Here is a 14,506-nt window from a genome sequence, read left to right as displayed (position 1 = left end):
GGCCTTGGTGCGGGCATAGTCGCCGTGCGCGTGCTGCGGGTCAGCCGGCTCCGCACCAAGCCCGGCAATGGCGGCGCCCGAGTAGGCCACGGACGGCGAGGACACAAACACCACATCCCGCACCCCGGCCCCGCGGGCGCATTCAAGCAGGCGCCGCGTCCCGTGGACGTTCACCTCGTCAAACTCTGCCGCACGGCCCGTGAAGGAGACCTTGGCGGCCAGGTGGATGATTCCTTCGGCGCCTTCTACTGCCCGCCGGAGCGCTTCAGCATCCGTGACGGACCCGCAGAAGTCGGTGGCGCCGTCGACCCCTGACGGACGGCGCTGGAAGGTGGCCACGTCATGGCCCTGGCGCACCAGCAGCCGGGCCACTTCTCCCCCGAGCAGCCCGCTGGCCCCGGTGACCAGGACCCTCACGGCTTTCGCGGCCGGCCGCCGGCCAGCACCCGCGAAGCCCAGCGGGACAGGCGGGTCCTGTCGATCTTGGCGTTGTGCCGGATGTCGGTGGGCTGCGCGGGGACCTCGAGCACGGCGGAGACCTGGACACCGGCTGCAAGCGCGGCCCTGCGGACATTCCCGGCAAGCTGCGGCGCCGCAGGGCCTGCTTTCCGCGCTGGCGGGATGGTCTCGACGACGGCGACCACGGCCTGGGTGCCCGCCGGTCCGACGCCGGTAATCGCCGCAAGCCGGACGCCGTCGTGGCGTTCGATGGCTTGTTCGGCACCCACGGGCGTCACTACTGTGCCGGGGGCAGTGACGACGTGGGCCAGGCGGCCCTCCACCCAGAGCCGGCCCGCGGCGTCGAAATGCCCCACGTCGCCTGTACGGTGCCATCCGGGCAGGCTGGAACTCTCCTGCTCGGTCTGCCAGAGCCTGTCGTACGCTTGCTTGACGTGCGCGGCACTGACCAGGATCTCACCCGTCACACCAGGTTCCGTCACGGCATTGGACCCCGGCGCCGTCCCATCCACCGCCAGCGGGACAACGGCCAGCCGGGCGCCATGCACCGGCCACCCTACACATACGCCGTTGCCTGCCCCCGCCATGCTTCCGGCGGCAGCGTCGGCGTCGGCGGCGTGAATCTGTTCGAGGCTGATGTCCGTAACGGGCAGCGCCTCGGTCATCCCGTACGGGGTACGCAGCGAGGCCCGGGGCAGCAGCCGCTGAACTTCGGCCAGGAGGGGTTCCGGGACGGGCGCGCCCGCAGACAGCAGCAACTCAACACCTTCCAGCGCTTTGTGGCCTGCGGCGCTCACGCCGTCCCGGGTGGCCAGGACATTGCGCAACGCGGCCGGCGAGGCGAAGACCACCGTGGCGTCAATCGCCGCGGCGGCGTCGGCCAGCGCGGCCGCCGTCAGGGTACGGGGCGCCGTGACGTCCATGGCCGGCGTCACCGACACCGCTCCGAGCGCCGGTCCCAGCAGGGCGAAGGGTGCGAAGCCGGCCACCAGCCGGGAGCCGGAACGGATCCCGAAGGTTGCGGCGACGGTGTCCCGCATCGCCGCCAGCTGCCGGTGCGTATAGAGCACACCTTTGGCTGGGCCGGTAGAGCCAGACGTGAAGAGTACGGCGGCCGGGGCGTCCGGATCCACGCTGGCCGCCAGCTCCAGACCGCGGCCGGCACCGGACCGGGCAAGGGCCTCGAGGGAAGCCTTCACTCCCAATACACGACGGCGGGCGGGCGGGAGGTCCCTCACGCTGATCCGCCGGCCGGGCCAGCCGAGCACCGAGGCTGCGGCGAGCGCTTTGTCGATTCCTATCAGGAAGTCCGGGGTGGCGCCTTTCACCGCGCGGCTCAGGCCCTTGGTTCCCAGCCCGGCGTCGGCCACCACCACCACGGCACCCAGCCGGAGGCAGGCGTACAGGGCGACGGTCAGGTCCACCCCGGGGGGAACCATCAGGCTCACCCGGCTGCCGCTGTCCACTCCGGCTTCCCGGAGCCCGGCGGCGAGGTCCAGGATGTTCCGGTCCAGCTGCCGCCAGCTAAGCGAGCGGGCCACCGTACCGCCCGGTGCCATTTCCACGACGGCGGTACCGTCTCCCGCAGGCCCTGCCGCCTGCTCGCCGAGCAGGTCCCACAGGGGTCGGAATTCCGACGGCGACGGCTGGACGGCGTCCGGCCCCTCACTCCCGGCGGATGTGGCCTCGGCTTCAGGGGAGGCCCTTTTGCCGGCACCAACGTTGCCGGCAAGCCACTGGAAAACCGGGGCAGCAATGTTCCGGTCCTCCGCCACAAGATGGCCGGCGCCTTCGAAGCGGTGCACCTTTGCGTGCGGAAGCCGGCCGATGAGGTCCTTGAGGTACCGGTCCGAAAAGATGGGATCCCGCGGGCCCCAGAGCATCAGCGCCGGGACGTTCAACCCGCGTAAACCTTCCGCCACGCGGTCCAGCGCGGCGAAGCTCGGGTGCGAGGCGTTCACGGGGATGTCCGCCACGAAGTTCCCCACCCCGGCCCGGCGCCGGGCTCCACGGTAGGGGGCCATGTACGCCTCGCGGACGCCGGCGGGGAGCGCAGGGTGGGCCAGCGAGTGCGTCACGCGCAGGAACGCGTCCGACGTCGTCGTTCCCCACTTATGTACGGCGGGGTGCAGGGCAAGGCGCAGCGCCGGCGGGATCGCCGCACCGGCCGGCTGGTGGACAGCGGTGTTGGTCAGCACCACCCCGGCCAGCTGCTCGTGGTGCGCCAGGGCCCAGCCCAGGCTGATCGCGCCGCCCCAGTCGTGGCCCACGGTCACAACGGGCCCCTCCAGGCCGAGGGCGTCCGTCAGGTCGCCCAGGTCATTGATGCGGTCCGCCAGCCGCCGGAAGGTGCCGGTGCGCTCCGAGTAGCCCATGTCCAGCTGGTCCACGGCCACAACCCGCCACGGGTGGTCCGGATGCGCCCCAGCTGCCAGCAGTGTTCGCCACAGATACGACCACGTGGGGTTGCCGTGCACGCACAGCAATGTACCGGCGGGGACCAGTCCGAGGCGGGAGAGCTGGGCGCCGTTGTCCAGCAGTTGCCAGCGGCGCACCGTGCCCGGCGCGTCGGCGCCGGAGGTGGAGGCGACCCCGATCTCGCGCGGCCATTCGGGATCGACGCCGGGCCAGGTGGCGGTCACCAAACGATTTCCATCATGGCCGTGTTGAGCCCGGATCCGACGCCCATGCAGAGGACGCGGTCCCCCGCTTCAAGGGACTGCGCTTCGGCTGCGAGGGTCATGGGGAGGGAAGCGGGGCCCACGTTGCCCCAGTGCGGGAACGTGAGGGGGACCTTGGCAGGATCCAGGTTGATGGCCTCGATAATCGCCTGGGTGTACGCATTGCTCACCTGGTGCGTGACGTACCTGTCCATGGCGGCCCAGTCCCACTCAGGCCGCGCCTCGTGCCAGGCGTCGACGACGAGCCGCAGGCCGCCGTCGAGCAGGCCTTTCGTGTCCGTGGCCATGCCGTCGACGCCGCCCACGCACAGCTCATGGTGTTCCGTACCCGCGCGCATGACGCCGCCGACGATCCGGTGCCCGCCATGGTGCCGGTCCGCGGGGCCCAGGACGGCGGCGGCAGCTCCGGAGCCAAGGGTGAGGGTGGCGAACTCGCGGCTGAAGTCCTCGCGCGTGGTCTCCGGCCGCTCGAGGCGGGCCAGCGTGGCTTCCTGGGTTGCCTGGGCATCCTCGGCGTTGACGATCATTGCGTACTTGATCTGGCCGGAATCGATCATGCTGGCCGCCAACGTCAGCCCGTTCACGAACCCGAGGCAGGCGTTGGCCAGGTCGAAGTTCATGGCCGACGACGGCAGGCCGAGCCGGTGATGGATCTTCACGGCGACGGACGGCTCCAGGTTGCGCCGCGTCACCGAGGTGTTGATGAGCAAGCCGACCTGGGAAGGTTCGACGCCGGCCTCGGCCAGGGCCTTGGCGCCCGCTTCGGCGGCAGCATCATCGAACGATGTCCCTGCCGCCCACCAGCGGCGGTGCGTGACGCCGGCAACCCGCTCAAGCAGACGGGGCGGGAACTTCAACCGTTGCAGGGTGGGCGCCAACCGGCGGTCGAAATCCGTGGAGCTCACGATCCTCGGAGCCTCGACACTGCACACCGAAAGCAGTGCGGTGTTGCTGTGCCGGAAGGTTGCATTCCCTGCCAAATCAAGCCCCTGTTCGTTCTGATCCTGCATGCATGGGGTGTCCGTACCCCTTACCCGCAAGTTCAAAGCCTAACTTTTGTGGCGCCTGCCTTACCGAATCGGCGCACCGCGCGCATCTTTGGCACTACGCGCATGTGCTAGCCATTCTTCAGCAACCTCCGCACCTCCTTGAGCAGGGCCTCCTGAGCCTGGCCGTGAACAATCTGCTCCCTGATCGCAGCCGCCGCGTTCTGCCGGAGGCGTTCGATGGCTGGGCCTCCCTCGTACGCCCGCCGCAAACAGTACCCGATGCTCGCTACGGACGGTTCAGCCCACACCTGGCCGCGGAAGAACGGCCACTCCAGCGCTGCCGACTCCGGGACGGGCACAAGCTCGCAGTCGATGAGGAGGGCGTTGTTGGCGTTCATGAAATCAAGATGGCCGCCCCAAGCTGTACCGATGGTGATCAGGCCCGAGGCCATAGCTTCCATGAACGGCCGCCCCCAGGACTCCCCCCGGGTGGGCAACACGAAGGCGTGCACCGAGGCGTACAGCTTCTGCATCCCTGTCTGCGAGAGCGGAAACGGCAGCAGCCGCACCGTCGGGGTGCGGTGCGGCCTGACTTTCCGGATCACTTCGGCTATGGCTGCAGGAACGTCGGCGGTACCGGGGCCAAAGGGGTCCACCCGCAACAGGAGTTCAACATCATCGGCGGCGCTGAACTCTTCCAGGTACGCCTGCAGAAGGACATCCCATCCCTTGCGTTGTTGCCACCGGAAGACGGAAAGGAATTTGAATTTACCCTGGCCGTCATAAGCGCGGACCGCCGGCTGCAACCAATTCTTATCCACGAATTCGGGGACGACTTTGAGCTTGTCCGGATCCACACCGGCGTCAGCGAAAGTCCCGGCATTGAAGCGGGACGGGACCCATACTTCGTCCACTTCTGCCAGGCGCGGAAGCCATTCAGCGGGCACCGAAGCGGTTTCGAACATCGCCCGCCACACCACTTGCCCGGTCAGGTTCTCCCACCCGTAGTCATGCCAGGGCAGGTGCACGATGGTCAGCCCGGGCCCTGACCGGTGAAGCGGCTCAGTGCCTTGTCCTGCACCCATGTCCGGGCGGGAGGAAACCGAAGTTTCTTGAACGTGGTAACCGGCCTGCCGGAGAGCATTGACGAAGCTTCTGCCTTCAACCGCAAACCCGCTGCATCCTTCAAGTCGTCCAAGCCAGTGAATAGTCTCCTTCTCCATTCCCTGGGCCTCCTCCCTGAGCGAGCGGGCCGTCCCTGCGACGGCCGCGGACCAGTATCCGTCGACGGATACTGAACAAGTGCCTACTGCTTTTCCTGATGCTAAGCGCTTTTGGCTGGTATTCACCCTGAATGGATGGGGTTTCGCTGTCCGTGAGGCGGCCCCCTGCATCAACCCCCTCCTGGGGCTCAACAAGGTCCCGGCAGCGGTGACGGGGTAAGCGAAAGGCCGGCGCCGCCGTCGTACTGTTGTCACCTGTCCGTCTTGACCACCGTGAACAGCACCGCCGAATCCTCCTCGGCCTCCAGGCTGTGCAGGCCGTCCGGGACGATCAGCAGGTCCCCGGCCTTGCCCTGCCAGGCCTCGCCGCCCGACTTGAGCCACACGGATCCCTTGATTACGTAGACCGTGGCCTCGCCGGGGTTCTGGTGTTCGCTCAGCTGGGTGCCGGCGCGGAAGGCCATGACGGTCTGCCGCAGCCTCTTTTCGTGGCCGCCGAACACTGTGTCCGATGCCCGCCCGCTGGAGACCGCCACGGCTGCCTCGAGCTGCTGGCGGGCCAGAGCCTCAATCGATATCTTCTGCATGCGGCCACCGTACCCATGCGGCGGGGCCGGGGCCAGACCGCCAGTGCTCCTGCCTCCGCGGTCTGCAGTAAAAGTCGCCCCTCCCCGTTGACATCATCCGGGCCCCGGACGTGCAATTAATGTGGCTCCGGCACCAGCAGAAGCCAATCCATCGAAGCGGCCTCCGCTTCCGTGAGGCCGCCCAAAAATTGGAGGTCCACAAATGGGACAGGCACGCGAAGTCATGGATCGTCTAACCAGGGCGATGGACGAAAAGGATAGAGAAACGCTGGCCAGGTGCTACGCCGCCAACGCGGTGGCCTACACCCCTGACCAAGGGGAACTGCACGGTCGTGACGCCATCACCGGTTACCTCTTCGAGTTTTGGGCAGCGATACCCGACGTCCACTACGAACATGGTGACAGTCACGAGGCCGGGGACGTGGCCATCGACGAGGGCTTCGTGGTCGGGACAAACACCGGCCCGCTGAACCTGCCCTCCGGCGAAACCCTCCCGGCCACCGGCAAGCAGATCAGGATACGCAGCTGCGACATCGCCAAGGTGGAAGCGGGCGAGATCATCTCCCACCACTTCTACTTCGACCAAATGGAGTTCCTGGGACAACTCGGGCTGCTGCGCGAGCTGACGTCGCACTAAAGGGGCACGCCCCGCGGTCGAACGTCATCAAGCCGTGGATACCTCCCCCAGGAAGGTACCCACGGCTTCCGTATTACCACCACGACCCTGACTCCGAACTGCACCCCGCCCGGGTGCGCCGCAATCCGCTACCGGACTGCCGGGATCAGCACCGGGGTGTTCTTCTTGTACGCCTCGTAGTCGGGCTGGCCACCCCACTTCTTGTCTGCCTTCTTCTCCAGCGGCGGGATGCCGCTGCCCTTGATGAGCAGAAACGCGACGAACACCGGGGACAGCAGGGCCACCCACTGCCAGCCCTGCAGCACGGGAACAGCGATGATCAGCACGCCGGTCCAGAGCACGATTTCGCCGAAGTAGTTGGGATGGCGGGACCTGGACCACAGGCCGGTGGAGATGAACTTCCCCTCGTTGGCCGGGTCCGCCTTGAACCGGCGCTTCTGGCTGTCCGCCACAATCTCAATGCCGAAGCCGGCGGCCCAGACCACAAAGCCGGCGAGCGCCCACCCGTCCAGGGCCACGCGGGTGGCGGACGTGATGGCGATCCAGGCTGCCGCGGCGGTCAGGACCACCCAGAGCCCCTGCAGGATCCACGTGTTCAGGAAGCGGAAGAAGGAGGGCTTGAGCTCGTCGAACCGGTCGTCCTTGCCGTGCCTGCGGACGCGGCGGAACAAGAAGCTTCCCAGCCGCGCCGCCCATACCACCACCAGGGCCGCGAGCAGCAGCGCCCGCGCATCCACGCCGGGGCTTAGCAGGACCAGCAGGACGGTGATGGAAATGTAGGTCAGGGCGCCGGTGAGGTCGTAGAACGTCTCGGTCTGCGCCTTGAAGGCCGGGATGAACGCCAGCCACTGGATCAGGAACGCAGCCGCCACACCCAGGGCGAACAAGGGGAAACCGCCCACCGTGGCGCCGCCCCGGCTTCCCGCGACGGCGACGAGAACCCCCACCACCACTGCAACCAGCAGGATAATGAGCGCGTTACGGTCCGCATCCTTCATACAACCGCCCTCTCTCCTGAAACTGCGCGGCACACTGCCCACCAGGTCTTCGGAGCGGGAACCATTTTGTATTGCCCAGCATCGGAACGCTCCTGCCACCGCGCCGCCGCTCTGATCAAGGGTCCTGCTGGAACGGTACCCTGATCCGCATGAGAAACCGAGACACGCCCGTCCAAATCGCGGACCTGCCGACTATCGGCCGACCGGCCAACAGCGCCCTGCTCCTGGCGGGTTTCGCGCCGGAACCCTCCTGACCGTGACGGGCAACGCCATCAGCTCCCTGGCCCGCCGGGTCAAGGCGACCTACGACAACCTGCCACTACCGTTCCCCGTCGTAGCCGCGATGGCCGCGGACCTGCTCCTTGCCCGGCTCCGCCCCATGCCGCTGCCCGGACCGCGGGCCCTGCACCGGGCAGCAGGGACCTCACTGGTGATAGCCGGCGTCGGACTTAACGCCTGGGCGCTGGCTGAACGTCGGCGCCGCTCGCCGGGCCCCTTCGCGCTCGAACGGCCGGAGGAACTGGTCACCACCGGCCCGTACGCGTTCACCCGCCACCCCATGTACGTGGGCTGGTGGCTCATCGAACTGGGCGCAGGAACGCTGGCCGGCTCAGCCTGGGTCCTGGTGACCATGCCGGCCGAACTGCTGGTGGAACACCCCGTTGTCGTGGACGAAGAGGCCACGCTGGCCGGGCTCTTCGGAGCCTCCTACCGCGTCTACGCGGAAAAGGTGCCGCGCTACCTCGGGCTGCCGCGGGCGTAGGACGACGGGCAGGATCATCTGTACACCCCTCCAGGAAGCGCAGCACAACCTAGTGTCCCGCTGCCTTTGCGGGAGGGTCTAAGCAGGGGCGCTGACGCCATGGTCAACTTCCGGCCGGATCCGGAGGACGCCAACCCCTACCTAACACCTCCCCTTTCCGCTCCCCTATTTGGCTCGACAGTGGGTTCAGGGTGCGGCCTGCAGACGTAGAGTGTTCCCGCCGGGAGGTGATGAAGCGGCCCCCGTACCATCCGTCCAAACTCCGAGGGCACAACTATGCGTCTGCTACGCCTTTTCATCGCTCTGTTGCTCGCCGCGGCCGTTATTGGCGCGATCCCCCTCCCCGCCCAGGCAGCCGACGTCGGACAGCCTGGGCCGTCATACGCAGGCGACGGCGTTAGAACACCGACTGCGGACAAGGCACAGAGCAAGCTCTGGTTCCAGGACGGGAGCTGGTGGGGGCTGTTATGGAGCGCGTCCGCACGTGCGACGAAGATCCACCGTCTCGACGCCGCAACGCAGGCCTGGCAGGAGACGGAAACAGTTGTTGACGCACGGCCGAGTGCCCGTGCTGATGCACTCTGGGACGCAACGGCCGGCAAGCTGTACGTCGTGTCCGGCACCACTGTGCTCTCGGAGTGGAGTTCGCCACCATCCGAGGAGGAGGTGGCCTCCGGGTCCGCAGTGCTTCACCGCTTCAGCTACGACGCATTGACGAAGACCTATTCGCAGGACGCCGGATTCCCCGTCACCCTTCACAGTGGGAGCACGGAATCGATCACGGTGGCCAAAGACTCCGTCGGCAAGCTGTGGATCACCTACACCCTCGTCTCGGCCGACAACAGCAACCGTGTCTACGTCAACCACTCGACCACGAGCGACCTGGAGTGGGGCACTCCGTTCGTCCTGCCGACAACCAACGCCCAGGTGCACCATGATGACATCTCCGCCGTCACGTCGTTCCAGGGCGACAAGATCGGCATCATGTGGAGCAACCAGCGGACCGGGCACAAGAAGTTCTACCTTGCCGTGCACCAGGACGGCCAGCCGGAGAAATCCTGGCAGACAGAGGTCGCCTACGGCGGGGGAAACAACTGCACCGGCGGATGCGCGAACGACCATCTGAACCTTCGGCAACTCACCAGCGACGGCAGCGGCCGCCTCTACGCGGCGATCAAGACAGCGCATCAGAACGCCGGCCGAACGTTTGTGGCGCTCCTGGTCCGCGACGGCAAGGGCGAATGGACCAGCGCGGAGTTCGGCGCGGTGGAGGACGCCCACACCCGGCCCATGGTCATGATCGACGAGGAGCACCGCCAGGTCTGGATGTTCGCGGTCGCGCCCGAGGCGGGCGGCACCATCTATTACAAGACGGCGCCGATCGACAACGTTTCCTTCCCGCCCGGCGCCGGTACGCCCATCATCAGCAGCAGCACCGACAAGGACATCAACGACCCCACCTCAACGAAGCAAAACGTCAACAGCCAGACCGGCCTGGTGGTGCTGGCGGCATCAAGGACCAACGCCCGGTACTGGCACGCCTACATAGCTCTCGGGTGACAGTCACCACCACCGGGTGGCCGGAGGCCTCAGCCACCGCACCTGATCAAGCCGGAGCCGACAGGCCCTCCCCCGCTCATAAGATGAGGCATGGATTTCGAGGACATGCTCTGGACGCTTCTGGGCCTCGCGCTGATTCTGCTGATGCTCGCCGATGTCTTCCGCACACTGCTGTACCCGCACGGGTCGGGTCCGGTGGGCCGTGCCATCATGCGCGGTTTCTGGCTGATATCCAGGAAACTCCGGGGCGGGGCGTCCTCCATCGCGGCACCGCTGGCCATGGCGGCCGTTATTGCCGCCTGGGCCAGTCTGGCAGCCATCGGCTGGGCCCTGCTGTACCTGCCGCATCTGCCGGACGGCTTCGTCTACGGCGACGGCGTGCCCCGGGGTGGCGACTTCGCCGAGGCTCTGTACGTCTCGATCGTCGCCCTCTCCACCGTGGGTTTCGGCGAGATCGTTGCGGCGCACCCGCTGCTGCGGCTGGTCGTTGCCTTCCAGGCCGTGGCCGGATTCGGGCTGCTGACCGCCACAGTGTCCTGGATCCTCCAGATGTACCCGGCGCTGAGCCGACGGCGCGCGTTGGCGCACCAGCTGAACCTGTTCCGGGAGGCCGCCGGCCCCGCAGGGATCAGCGCGCTGGACCCCCGACACGCGGCGAACCGGCTGGAATCCATGGCGGAAAATGTGGCATCGGTCAGCATCGATTTGGTCTCGTTCCACGAAACCTACTATTTCCACGAGGTTGAGCAGCGCGGTTCCCTTCCCGCCACCATCGCCTACGCCCACCAGTTGGCGTCCGACGCCCAAGGCAGCGGCAACGCAGAACTCCAGTTCGCGGGCCGCATGCTGCAGGCCGCCCTGGATGATCTGGCCGAAGTCCTCCGCGGCAAGTTCGGCCATCTGGGAACAACGTCATCGGACGTGTTCGACAGCTACGCGCTGCACCACAAGCACCGACGCTCACCGGAAACCGGTCGCACCTGAAGTCTCCAGGCAACCATCCTGCGTTAACCTCCTCTCCAACTCCGGGGACCAAGCGCGCAACCTGCCCTCCCTAGCGTGGACGGGTCAACGGCCCTTCAGGCCGCCCCGTTTCTTGCTGGAGGAAACCACCCATGCGTACAGTCCTGACCGCAGCGGCAGCCGCCGCGCTGATCGCCGCCATGGCGGGCCCCGCCGTCGCCGCCCCCGACGCTGAAGCCGGCACGCCGTCGTCGAATGCTGCCGGCGCCGCCACCTCCGCACTGAAGGTGAACGAACGCAACGGCTCGTTTGACCTGCAGAGCCACCGCGGCGGCCGCGGCGAATGGACCGAGGAATCCCTGGCCGCGTTTGCCAACTCGCTGGCGCTCGGCGTGACCACCCTTGAGCTGGACACGCACCTCACCGAGGACGGCAAGGTCATCGTCTGGCACGACGACACCATCCAGGCCCCCAAGTGCATGGACACTGCGCCCGCCACCGCCGCCGACCCCGAGTTCCCGTATGTCGGCGACCGGGTGGCCGAGCTGTCCCTGGCACAGGTCCAGACCCTGAACTGCGGCTACGTGCAGCTGGCCGGCTACCCGGAGCAGGAGGTCATCGAGGGCAACCGGATCGCCGAGCTCAAGGATGTCTACCGGCTGGTCCGCGACGCCGGCGCCGCGAAGGTCCGCTTCAACGTGGAAACCAAGGTGGAGAGCAGCCAGGTGGGCGGCGCCGGCATGGAGTCCCTCACCCGCGCCGTGGTAGCCGAGATCCAGGCCTCCGGCATGGCCGACCGCACCACCCTGCAGTCCTTCGACTGGTCCTCGCTGAACCTCACCAAGGAACTCGCGCCCGGGCTGCCGCTGGTGGCACTCTCCAGCGGCGACGCCTGGATGGGTGTGGGCCAGCCCGGCGCCAGCCGCAACCTGGGCGGCATCGACATCGACGACTACAACGGCTCGCTTCCCAAGGCGGCAGCCGCGCAGGGGTACGACGTCGTCTCCCCCACGTTCCGTTCGGTCACCCCCGAGATGATCGCCGAGGCGCACCAGCTGGGCCTGCCCGTCATCCCGTGGACCGTGAATACCACCGCTGACATGGAGCGCCTGATGGACCTGGGCGTGGACGGCATCATCACCGACTACCCCACCCGGCTGCACACCCTCATGGCGGAACGCGGGCTGAAGCTGCCGAAGGCGTACGCGGTCCAGGGGTAGTTCTTCACCCGATCCGTTCGGCGAGGGAGACGATCAGGCCCTCCGGGCCACGCACATAGGCCATGAGCCACATGTTCTGGTACTCACCGATGCCGCCCACCAGCCCGTAGCCTTCCGCGGCCAGCCGCTCCACGGTCCCCCTGAGGTCCTCCACCTCGAAGGAGACATTGCGCAGGCCCAGCTCGTTGGCCATCGCGTTGGACGAGCCGGGCTGGTGGTCGGGCCGGATGAACCTCCCGAGCTCCAGCCCGGTCCCGCCGCCGGGCGGCCGCAGCATGACGATTTCGGTGCGGGAGTTGGGGATGCCGCACACGGTGTCCAGGAACTCGCCTTCCAATTCCATCGGCCCTCCCTCCACCTCGAGGCCCAGCCCCACGAAGAAGTCCGTCACTTCTTGCAGGTCGGCGACGGTGATGCCGATATGGTCAAAACGCCGTACCACTGCCATCCGGGCCTCCTGGTTTGGTTGCTGTTCGTAAGTGCCGCCGGCCTACCGGGGCTGGTGGAGCCCCTTGGCATAGGCCGCCTGGCCCACGTGCTGCAGGCAGTCGGCCAGTATGCTGACCAGCCGGACGCCGAGCGTGACGGGCGGATCCCAGCGCCTATCCACGATCCGGTCCAGGTCCTCGTCGCGGAGTCCTTCGAGAAAGCCCTTGGTCTGCCGGTGCACGGCGTCGTAGTACTCGAGCAGCAGATCCGGTTCCGCCTGCACCGCGTCCACCTGCTCGCTCGAGTGGCCGTAGCCGGTGTCCCGCTCCGGCAGCCTCAGGCCAAACCGCTTCACGAACCCCTGCCCCGTCCAGACCTGCTCCAGGCCGGCCGCCTCTGCGACCTGCGCGTCCTCCACCCGGCCAAGGTGCCAGATGAGCCAGGCGATGGAGTTCCCGGTGCCGGACGGGCGCTCGGTGAGGGAACCGCCGTCGAGCCCTTCCAGCGTGGCTTCCACGGTCTCCCGGATCCTGCCGAACGCATCCAGCAGCAGCTCATTGGTTTGCATGGGCCCCCTCTTTCTTCTGGCTGTTCCCGGCCCGCGGTGGCAGGGAGCCGCCGCCTTCCAGGAGCCAGGGAGCGTCGATGTCCACCCGGTCCACGTCCGCGCCGCGTATCACCGCGCCGGACAGGCTGGACCGGACAAAGCGGGCCCCGCGCAGATCCACGTCCAGGAACTCCGCACCTTGAAGGTCATCGGATCCGGTGAAAGTCGCCATGACGGTATCCTTCACGTTGGATCCCCTCGCTTCAAGCACCATTCAGCCCGCGGACACGGTCCCCGCAGCGCCTTCCGGTGTCTACTTCTGTTCCGGAATCCAGAAAGGTGCCTCCACACCGGCCCCCGTCAGATTGTCGCAGCGCACAAGCTGGGTGCCGATGCGTTCTAGCGGGCAGTCGGGGTAGGTGGTGGGGACGGCTGCCCCCTCGAGTGCCGGGATGGTGGCCTGTCCGCCAGCCCCTGCGAAGAGGAAGGCTGCGGTGAAAAGGGCGGCGAGGATCGTCAAAATGCGCCTGAACATTTTGTCTCCTGGATGGGACACAGGGATGACTGGACCGCCCGTAGCGTGGGGCGGAAGGAACTGGATTCCCAGCAAATCCCTGCAGTATGGGCGAAGCGGCTCTCATCCGGGGCGCCCGTCACGGAAAAGCTATCAACCGGCATCATGACGAACAAGGGACAAAGACCCCCTTTTCCCCTGCCCTGTCCCCTCTTTTCGAGGGGGTTCGAGAGTGCTCCCTCCCTTACGCTTTGGCCGCGCGGATTGCCCTCCGGATTGCGCCGCCCACCGCGGCGATGACCGGCACCAGGCAGACCATGGCCACCACGGTGTTCGGCCGGAACACCACTTGCCCGCCGACATTCCGGTAGACGCCGAGCGGCAGCACCATTCCGCCGCCCCCGCCGCCGGACGAACCTTCTTGCCCGGTTTCGTCGCCGCCGCCGAAGCCGAAGGACACCAGGGCCACCGGAATGACCTCTTCCCCTCCGAGCTGGACCGAGGCACCGTAGGCACGGGCGACGCCCATGTTTTTGAACGATTCGATCAGGGACGCAAAAGTATCAGCCATGGCTCCCACCCTAGGAGTCCAGCCGGGCAGGCGGTAGCCCCGATCATTGCCGTCAGCGGGACCCCTCTGGAATCAACTTGTGTGTGGTATCCCGGACCTCGGCCGCTTACCGGGGAGTAGGCCTTCAGCCGCCCTCCCCCAGCCAGTAGCATCGTCCGGAGCCGCCTTCCCCGTGGCAAACGAAAGGAGACAATGATGTGCCTTCATGACCACAGTTCCGCGCCCACGCCGTCGTCAGAACTTCCCCGCCGTGGCATCCTTGCCGGCGCCGCCGCCCTCGCCGGCATTTCCGTCGCCAGCGTCGCTGCCCAGCTCGGCGGTGCTTCCGCCGCCCGCGCGACCGGCCAGCCGGCCGGCCCCAACTA

Annotated in this window: 16 protein-coding genes; 5 read left to right on the top strand and 11 right to left on the bottom strand. The window is 67.4% G+C overall.

The features are described 5' to 3' along the window. From AC5RTT_RS17700 to AC5RTT_RS17680, 5 genes are all read right to left on the bottom strand, one after another. A partial coding sequence (locus tag AC5RTT_RS17700; protein ID WP_494146292.1) for an NAD-dependent epimerase/dehydratase family protein occupies positions 1-417 on the bottom strand: 417 nt, incomplete at its 3' end. Next, complete coding sequence (locus AC5RTT_RS17695; RefSeq protein WP_494146291.1) at positions 414-3,104, bottom strand: alpha/beta fold hydrolase; 2,691 nt, start codon at positions 3,102-3,104, stop codon at positions 414-416. The genes AC5RTT_RS17695 and AC5RTT_RS17700, both read right to left, overlap by 4 nt. After that, the gene (locus AC5RTT_RS17690) at positions 3,098-4,150 is read right to left on the bottom strand and encodes a 3-oxoacyl-ACP synthase III (RefSeq protein ID WP_494146290.1); all 1,053 of its coding nucleotides are present in this window, start codon (positions 4,148-4,150) and stop codon (positions 3,098-3,100) included. The genes AC5RTT_RS17695 and AC5RTT_RS17690 overlap by 7 nt, the downstream gene beginning before the upstream one ends. A 107-nt stretch (positions 4,151-4,257) precedes the next feature. Next, positions 4,258-5,214 carry a glycosyltransferase family 4 protein gene (locus tag AC5RTT_RS17685; protein WP_494146289.1) on the bottom strand — a complete coding sequence of 319 codons (957 nt, stop codon included), beginning with the start codon at positions 5,212-5,214 and terminating at the stop codon, positions 4,258-4,260. A gap of 389 nt (positions 5,215-5,603) precedes the next feature. Beyond that, positions 5,604-5,939, bottom strand: coding sequence for a cupin domain-containing protein (locus AC5RTT_RS17680; protein WP_494104305.1), 336 nt, complete (start codon positions 5,937-5,939; stop codon positions 5,604-5,606). Positions 5,940-6,141: 202 nt separating this feature from the next. Between AC5RTT_RS17680 and AC5RTT_RS17675 the strand changes: the two genes are divergently transcribed. Then, the gene (locus AC5RTT_RS17675) at positions 6,142-6,576 is read left to right on the top strand and encodes an ester cyclase (protein ID WP_494146288.1); all 435 of its coding nucleotides are present in this window, start codon (positions 6,142-6,144) and stop codon (positions 6,574-6,576) included. A gap of 128 nt (positions 6,577-6,704) precedes the next feature. Here the strand turns inward: AC5RTT_RS17675 and AC5RTT_RS17670 are convergent, their stop codons facing one another. Further along, on the bottom strand, positions 6,705-7,574 hold the full coding sequence (locus tag AC5RTT_RS17670; RefSeq protein WP_494146287.1) for a DUF1295 domain-containing protein: 870 nt from the start codon (positions 7,572-7,574) through the stop codon (positions 6,705-6,707). A 256-nt stretch (positions 7,575-7,830) separates the two neighbouring features. Between AC5RTT_RS17670 and AC5RTT_RS17665 the strand changes: the two genes are divergently transcribed. The 4 genes from AC5RTT_RS17665 to AC5RTT_RS17650 all read left to right on the top strand — a co-directional run bounded on the left by AC5RTT_RS17665 (position 7,831) and on the right by AC5RTT_RS17650 (position 12,080). Beyond that, positions 7,831-8,337, top strand: coding sequence for a methyltransferase family protein (locus AC5RTT_RS17665; protein ID WP_494146286.1), 507 nt, complete (start codon positions 7,831-7,833; stop codon positions 8,335-8,337). A 276-nt stretch (positions 8,338-8,613) separates the two neighbouring features. Beyond that, the gene (locus AC5RTT_RS17660) at positions 8,614-9,897 is read left to right on the top strand and encodes a hypothetical protein (protein WP_494146285.1); all 1,284 of its coding nucleotides are present in this window, start codon (positions 8,614-8,616) and stop codon (positions 9,895-9,897) included. A gap of 90 nt (positions 9,898-9,987) precedes the next feature. Beyond that, positions 9,988-10,881 (top strand): potassium channel family protein, encoded by an 894-nt coding sequence (locus AC5RTT_RS17655; RefSeq protein ID WP_494146284.1) that lies wholly within the window; start codon positions 9,988-9,990, stop codon positions 10,879-10,881. 131 nt (positions 10,882-11,012) lie between these two features. After that, a complete protein-coding gene (locus AC5RTT_RS17650; protein ID WP_494146283.1) occupies positions 11,013-12,080 on the top strand; it encodes a glycerophosphodiester phosphodiesterase family protein in 1,068 nt (355 codons plus the stop codon). A 4-nt stretch (positions 12,081-12,084) separates the two neighbouring features. Here the strand turns inward: AC5RTT_RS17650 and AC5RTT_RS17645 are convergent, their stop codons facing one another. The 5 genes from AC5RTT_RS17645 to AC5RTT_RS17625 all read right to left on the bottom strand — a co-directional run bounded on the left by AC5RTT_RS17645 (position 12,085) and on the right by AC5RTT_RS17625 (position 14,141). After that, positions 12,085-12,528 (bottom strand): VOC family protein, encoded by a 444-nt coding sequence (locus AC5RTT_RS17645; protein WP_494146282.1) that lies wholly within the window; start codon positions 12,526-12,528, stop codon positions 12,085-12,087. A 42-nt stretch (positions 12,529-12,570) separates the two neighbouring features. Beyond that, the gene (locus AC5RTT_RS17640) at positions 12,571-13,077 is read right to left on the bottom strand and encodes a mycothiol transferase (protein ID WP_494146281.1); all 507 of its coding nucleotides are present in this window, start codon (positions 13,075-13,077) and stop codon (positions 12,571-12,573) included. Beyond that, positions 13,064-13,288, bottom strand: coding sequence for a pentapeptide repeat-containing protein (locus AC5RTT_RS17635; protein ID WP_494146280.1), 225 nt, complete (start codon positions 13,286-13,288; stop codon positions 13,064-13,066). Before AC5RTT_RS17635 ends, AC5RTT_RS17640 begins: the two co-directional genes overlap by 14 nt. An 81-nt stretch (positions 13,289-13,369) precedes the next feature. Next, entirely contained in the window at positions 13,370-13,591 is a 222-nt protein-coding gene (locus tag AC5RTT_RS17630) for a hypothetical protein (protein ID WP_494146279.1), read from the bottom strand. A gap of 223 nt (positions 13,592-13,814) precedes the next feature. Then, on the bottom strand, positions 13,815-14,141 hold the full coding sequence (locus AC5RTT_RS17625) for a hypothetical protein (RefSeq protein WP_494146278.1): 327 nt from the start codon (positions 14,139-14,141) through the stop codon (positions 13,815-13,817). Between the last annotated feature and the right edge of the window lie 365 nt (positions 14,142-14,506).

The sequence above is a fragment of the Arthrobacter sp. Y3221157 genome, from assembly GCF_059089865.1.
This window is presented reverse-complemented; position numbering and strand designations above follow the sequence as displayed.

What these genes read in the sequence shown, in the direction of transcription:
- AC5RTT_RS17640 (WP_494146281.1), bottom strand. Translation starts at nt 13,077, where the DNA reads ATGCAAACCAATGAGCTGCTGCTGGATGCGTTCGGCAGGATCCGGGAG.
- AC5RTT_RS17650 (WP_494146283.1), top strand. Translation starts at nt 11,013, where the DNA reads ATGCGTACAGTCCTGACCGCAGCGGCAGCCGCCGCGCTGATCGCCGCC.
- AC5RTT_RS17660 (WP_494146285.1), top strand. Translation starts at nt 8,614, where the DNA reads ATGCGTCTGCTACGCCTTTTCATCGCTCTGTTGCTCGCCGCGGCCGTT.
- AC5RTT_RS17625 (WP_494146278.1), bottom strand. Translation starts at nt 14,141, where the DNA reads ATGGCTGATACTTTTGCGTCCCTGATCGAATCGTTCAAAAACATGGGC.
- AC5RTT_RS17685 (WP_494146289.1), bottom strand. Translation starts at nt 5,214, where the DNA reads ATGGGTGCAGGACAAGGCACTGAGCCGCTTCACCGGTCAGGGCCCGGG.
- AC5RTT_RS17635 (WP_494146280.1), bottom strand. Translation starts at nt 13,288, where the DNA reads ATGGCGACTTTCACCGGATCCGATGACCTTCAAGGTGCGGAGTTCCTG.
- AC5RTT_RS17630 (WP_494146279.1), bottom strand. Translation starts at nt 13,591, where the DNA reads ATGTTCAGGCGCATTTTGACGATCCTCGCCGCCCTTTTCACCGCAGCC.
- AC5RTT_RS17655 (WP_494146284.1), top strand. Translation starts at nt 9,988, where the DNA reads ATGGATTTCGAGGACATGCTCTGGACGCTTCTGGGCCTCGCGCTGATT.
- AC5RTT_RS17675 (WP_494146288.1), top strand. Translation starts at nt 6,142, where the DNA reads ATGGGACAGGCACGCGAAGTCATGGATCGTCTAACCAGGGCGATGGAC.
- AC5RTT_RS17680 (WP_494104305.1), bottom strand. Translation starts at nt 5,939, where the DNA reads ATGCAGAAGATATCGATTGAGGCTCTGGCCCGCCAGCAGCTCGAGGCA.
- AC5RTT_RS17690 (WP_494146290.1), bottom strand. Translation starts at nt 4,150, where the DNA reads ATGCAGGATCAGAACGAACAGGGGCTTGATTTGGCAGGGAATGCAACC.
- AC5RTT_RS17645 (WP_494146282.1), bottom strand. Translation starts at nt 12,528, where the DNA reads ATGGCAGTGGTACGGCGTTTTGACCATATCGGCATCACCGTCGCCGAC.
- AC5RTT_RS17670 (WP_494146287.1), bottom strand. Translation starts at nt 7,574, where the DNA reads ATGAAGGATGCGGACCGTAACGCGCTCATTATCCTGCTGGTTGCAGTG.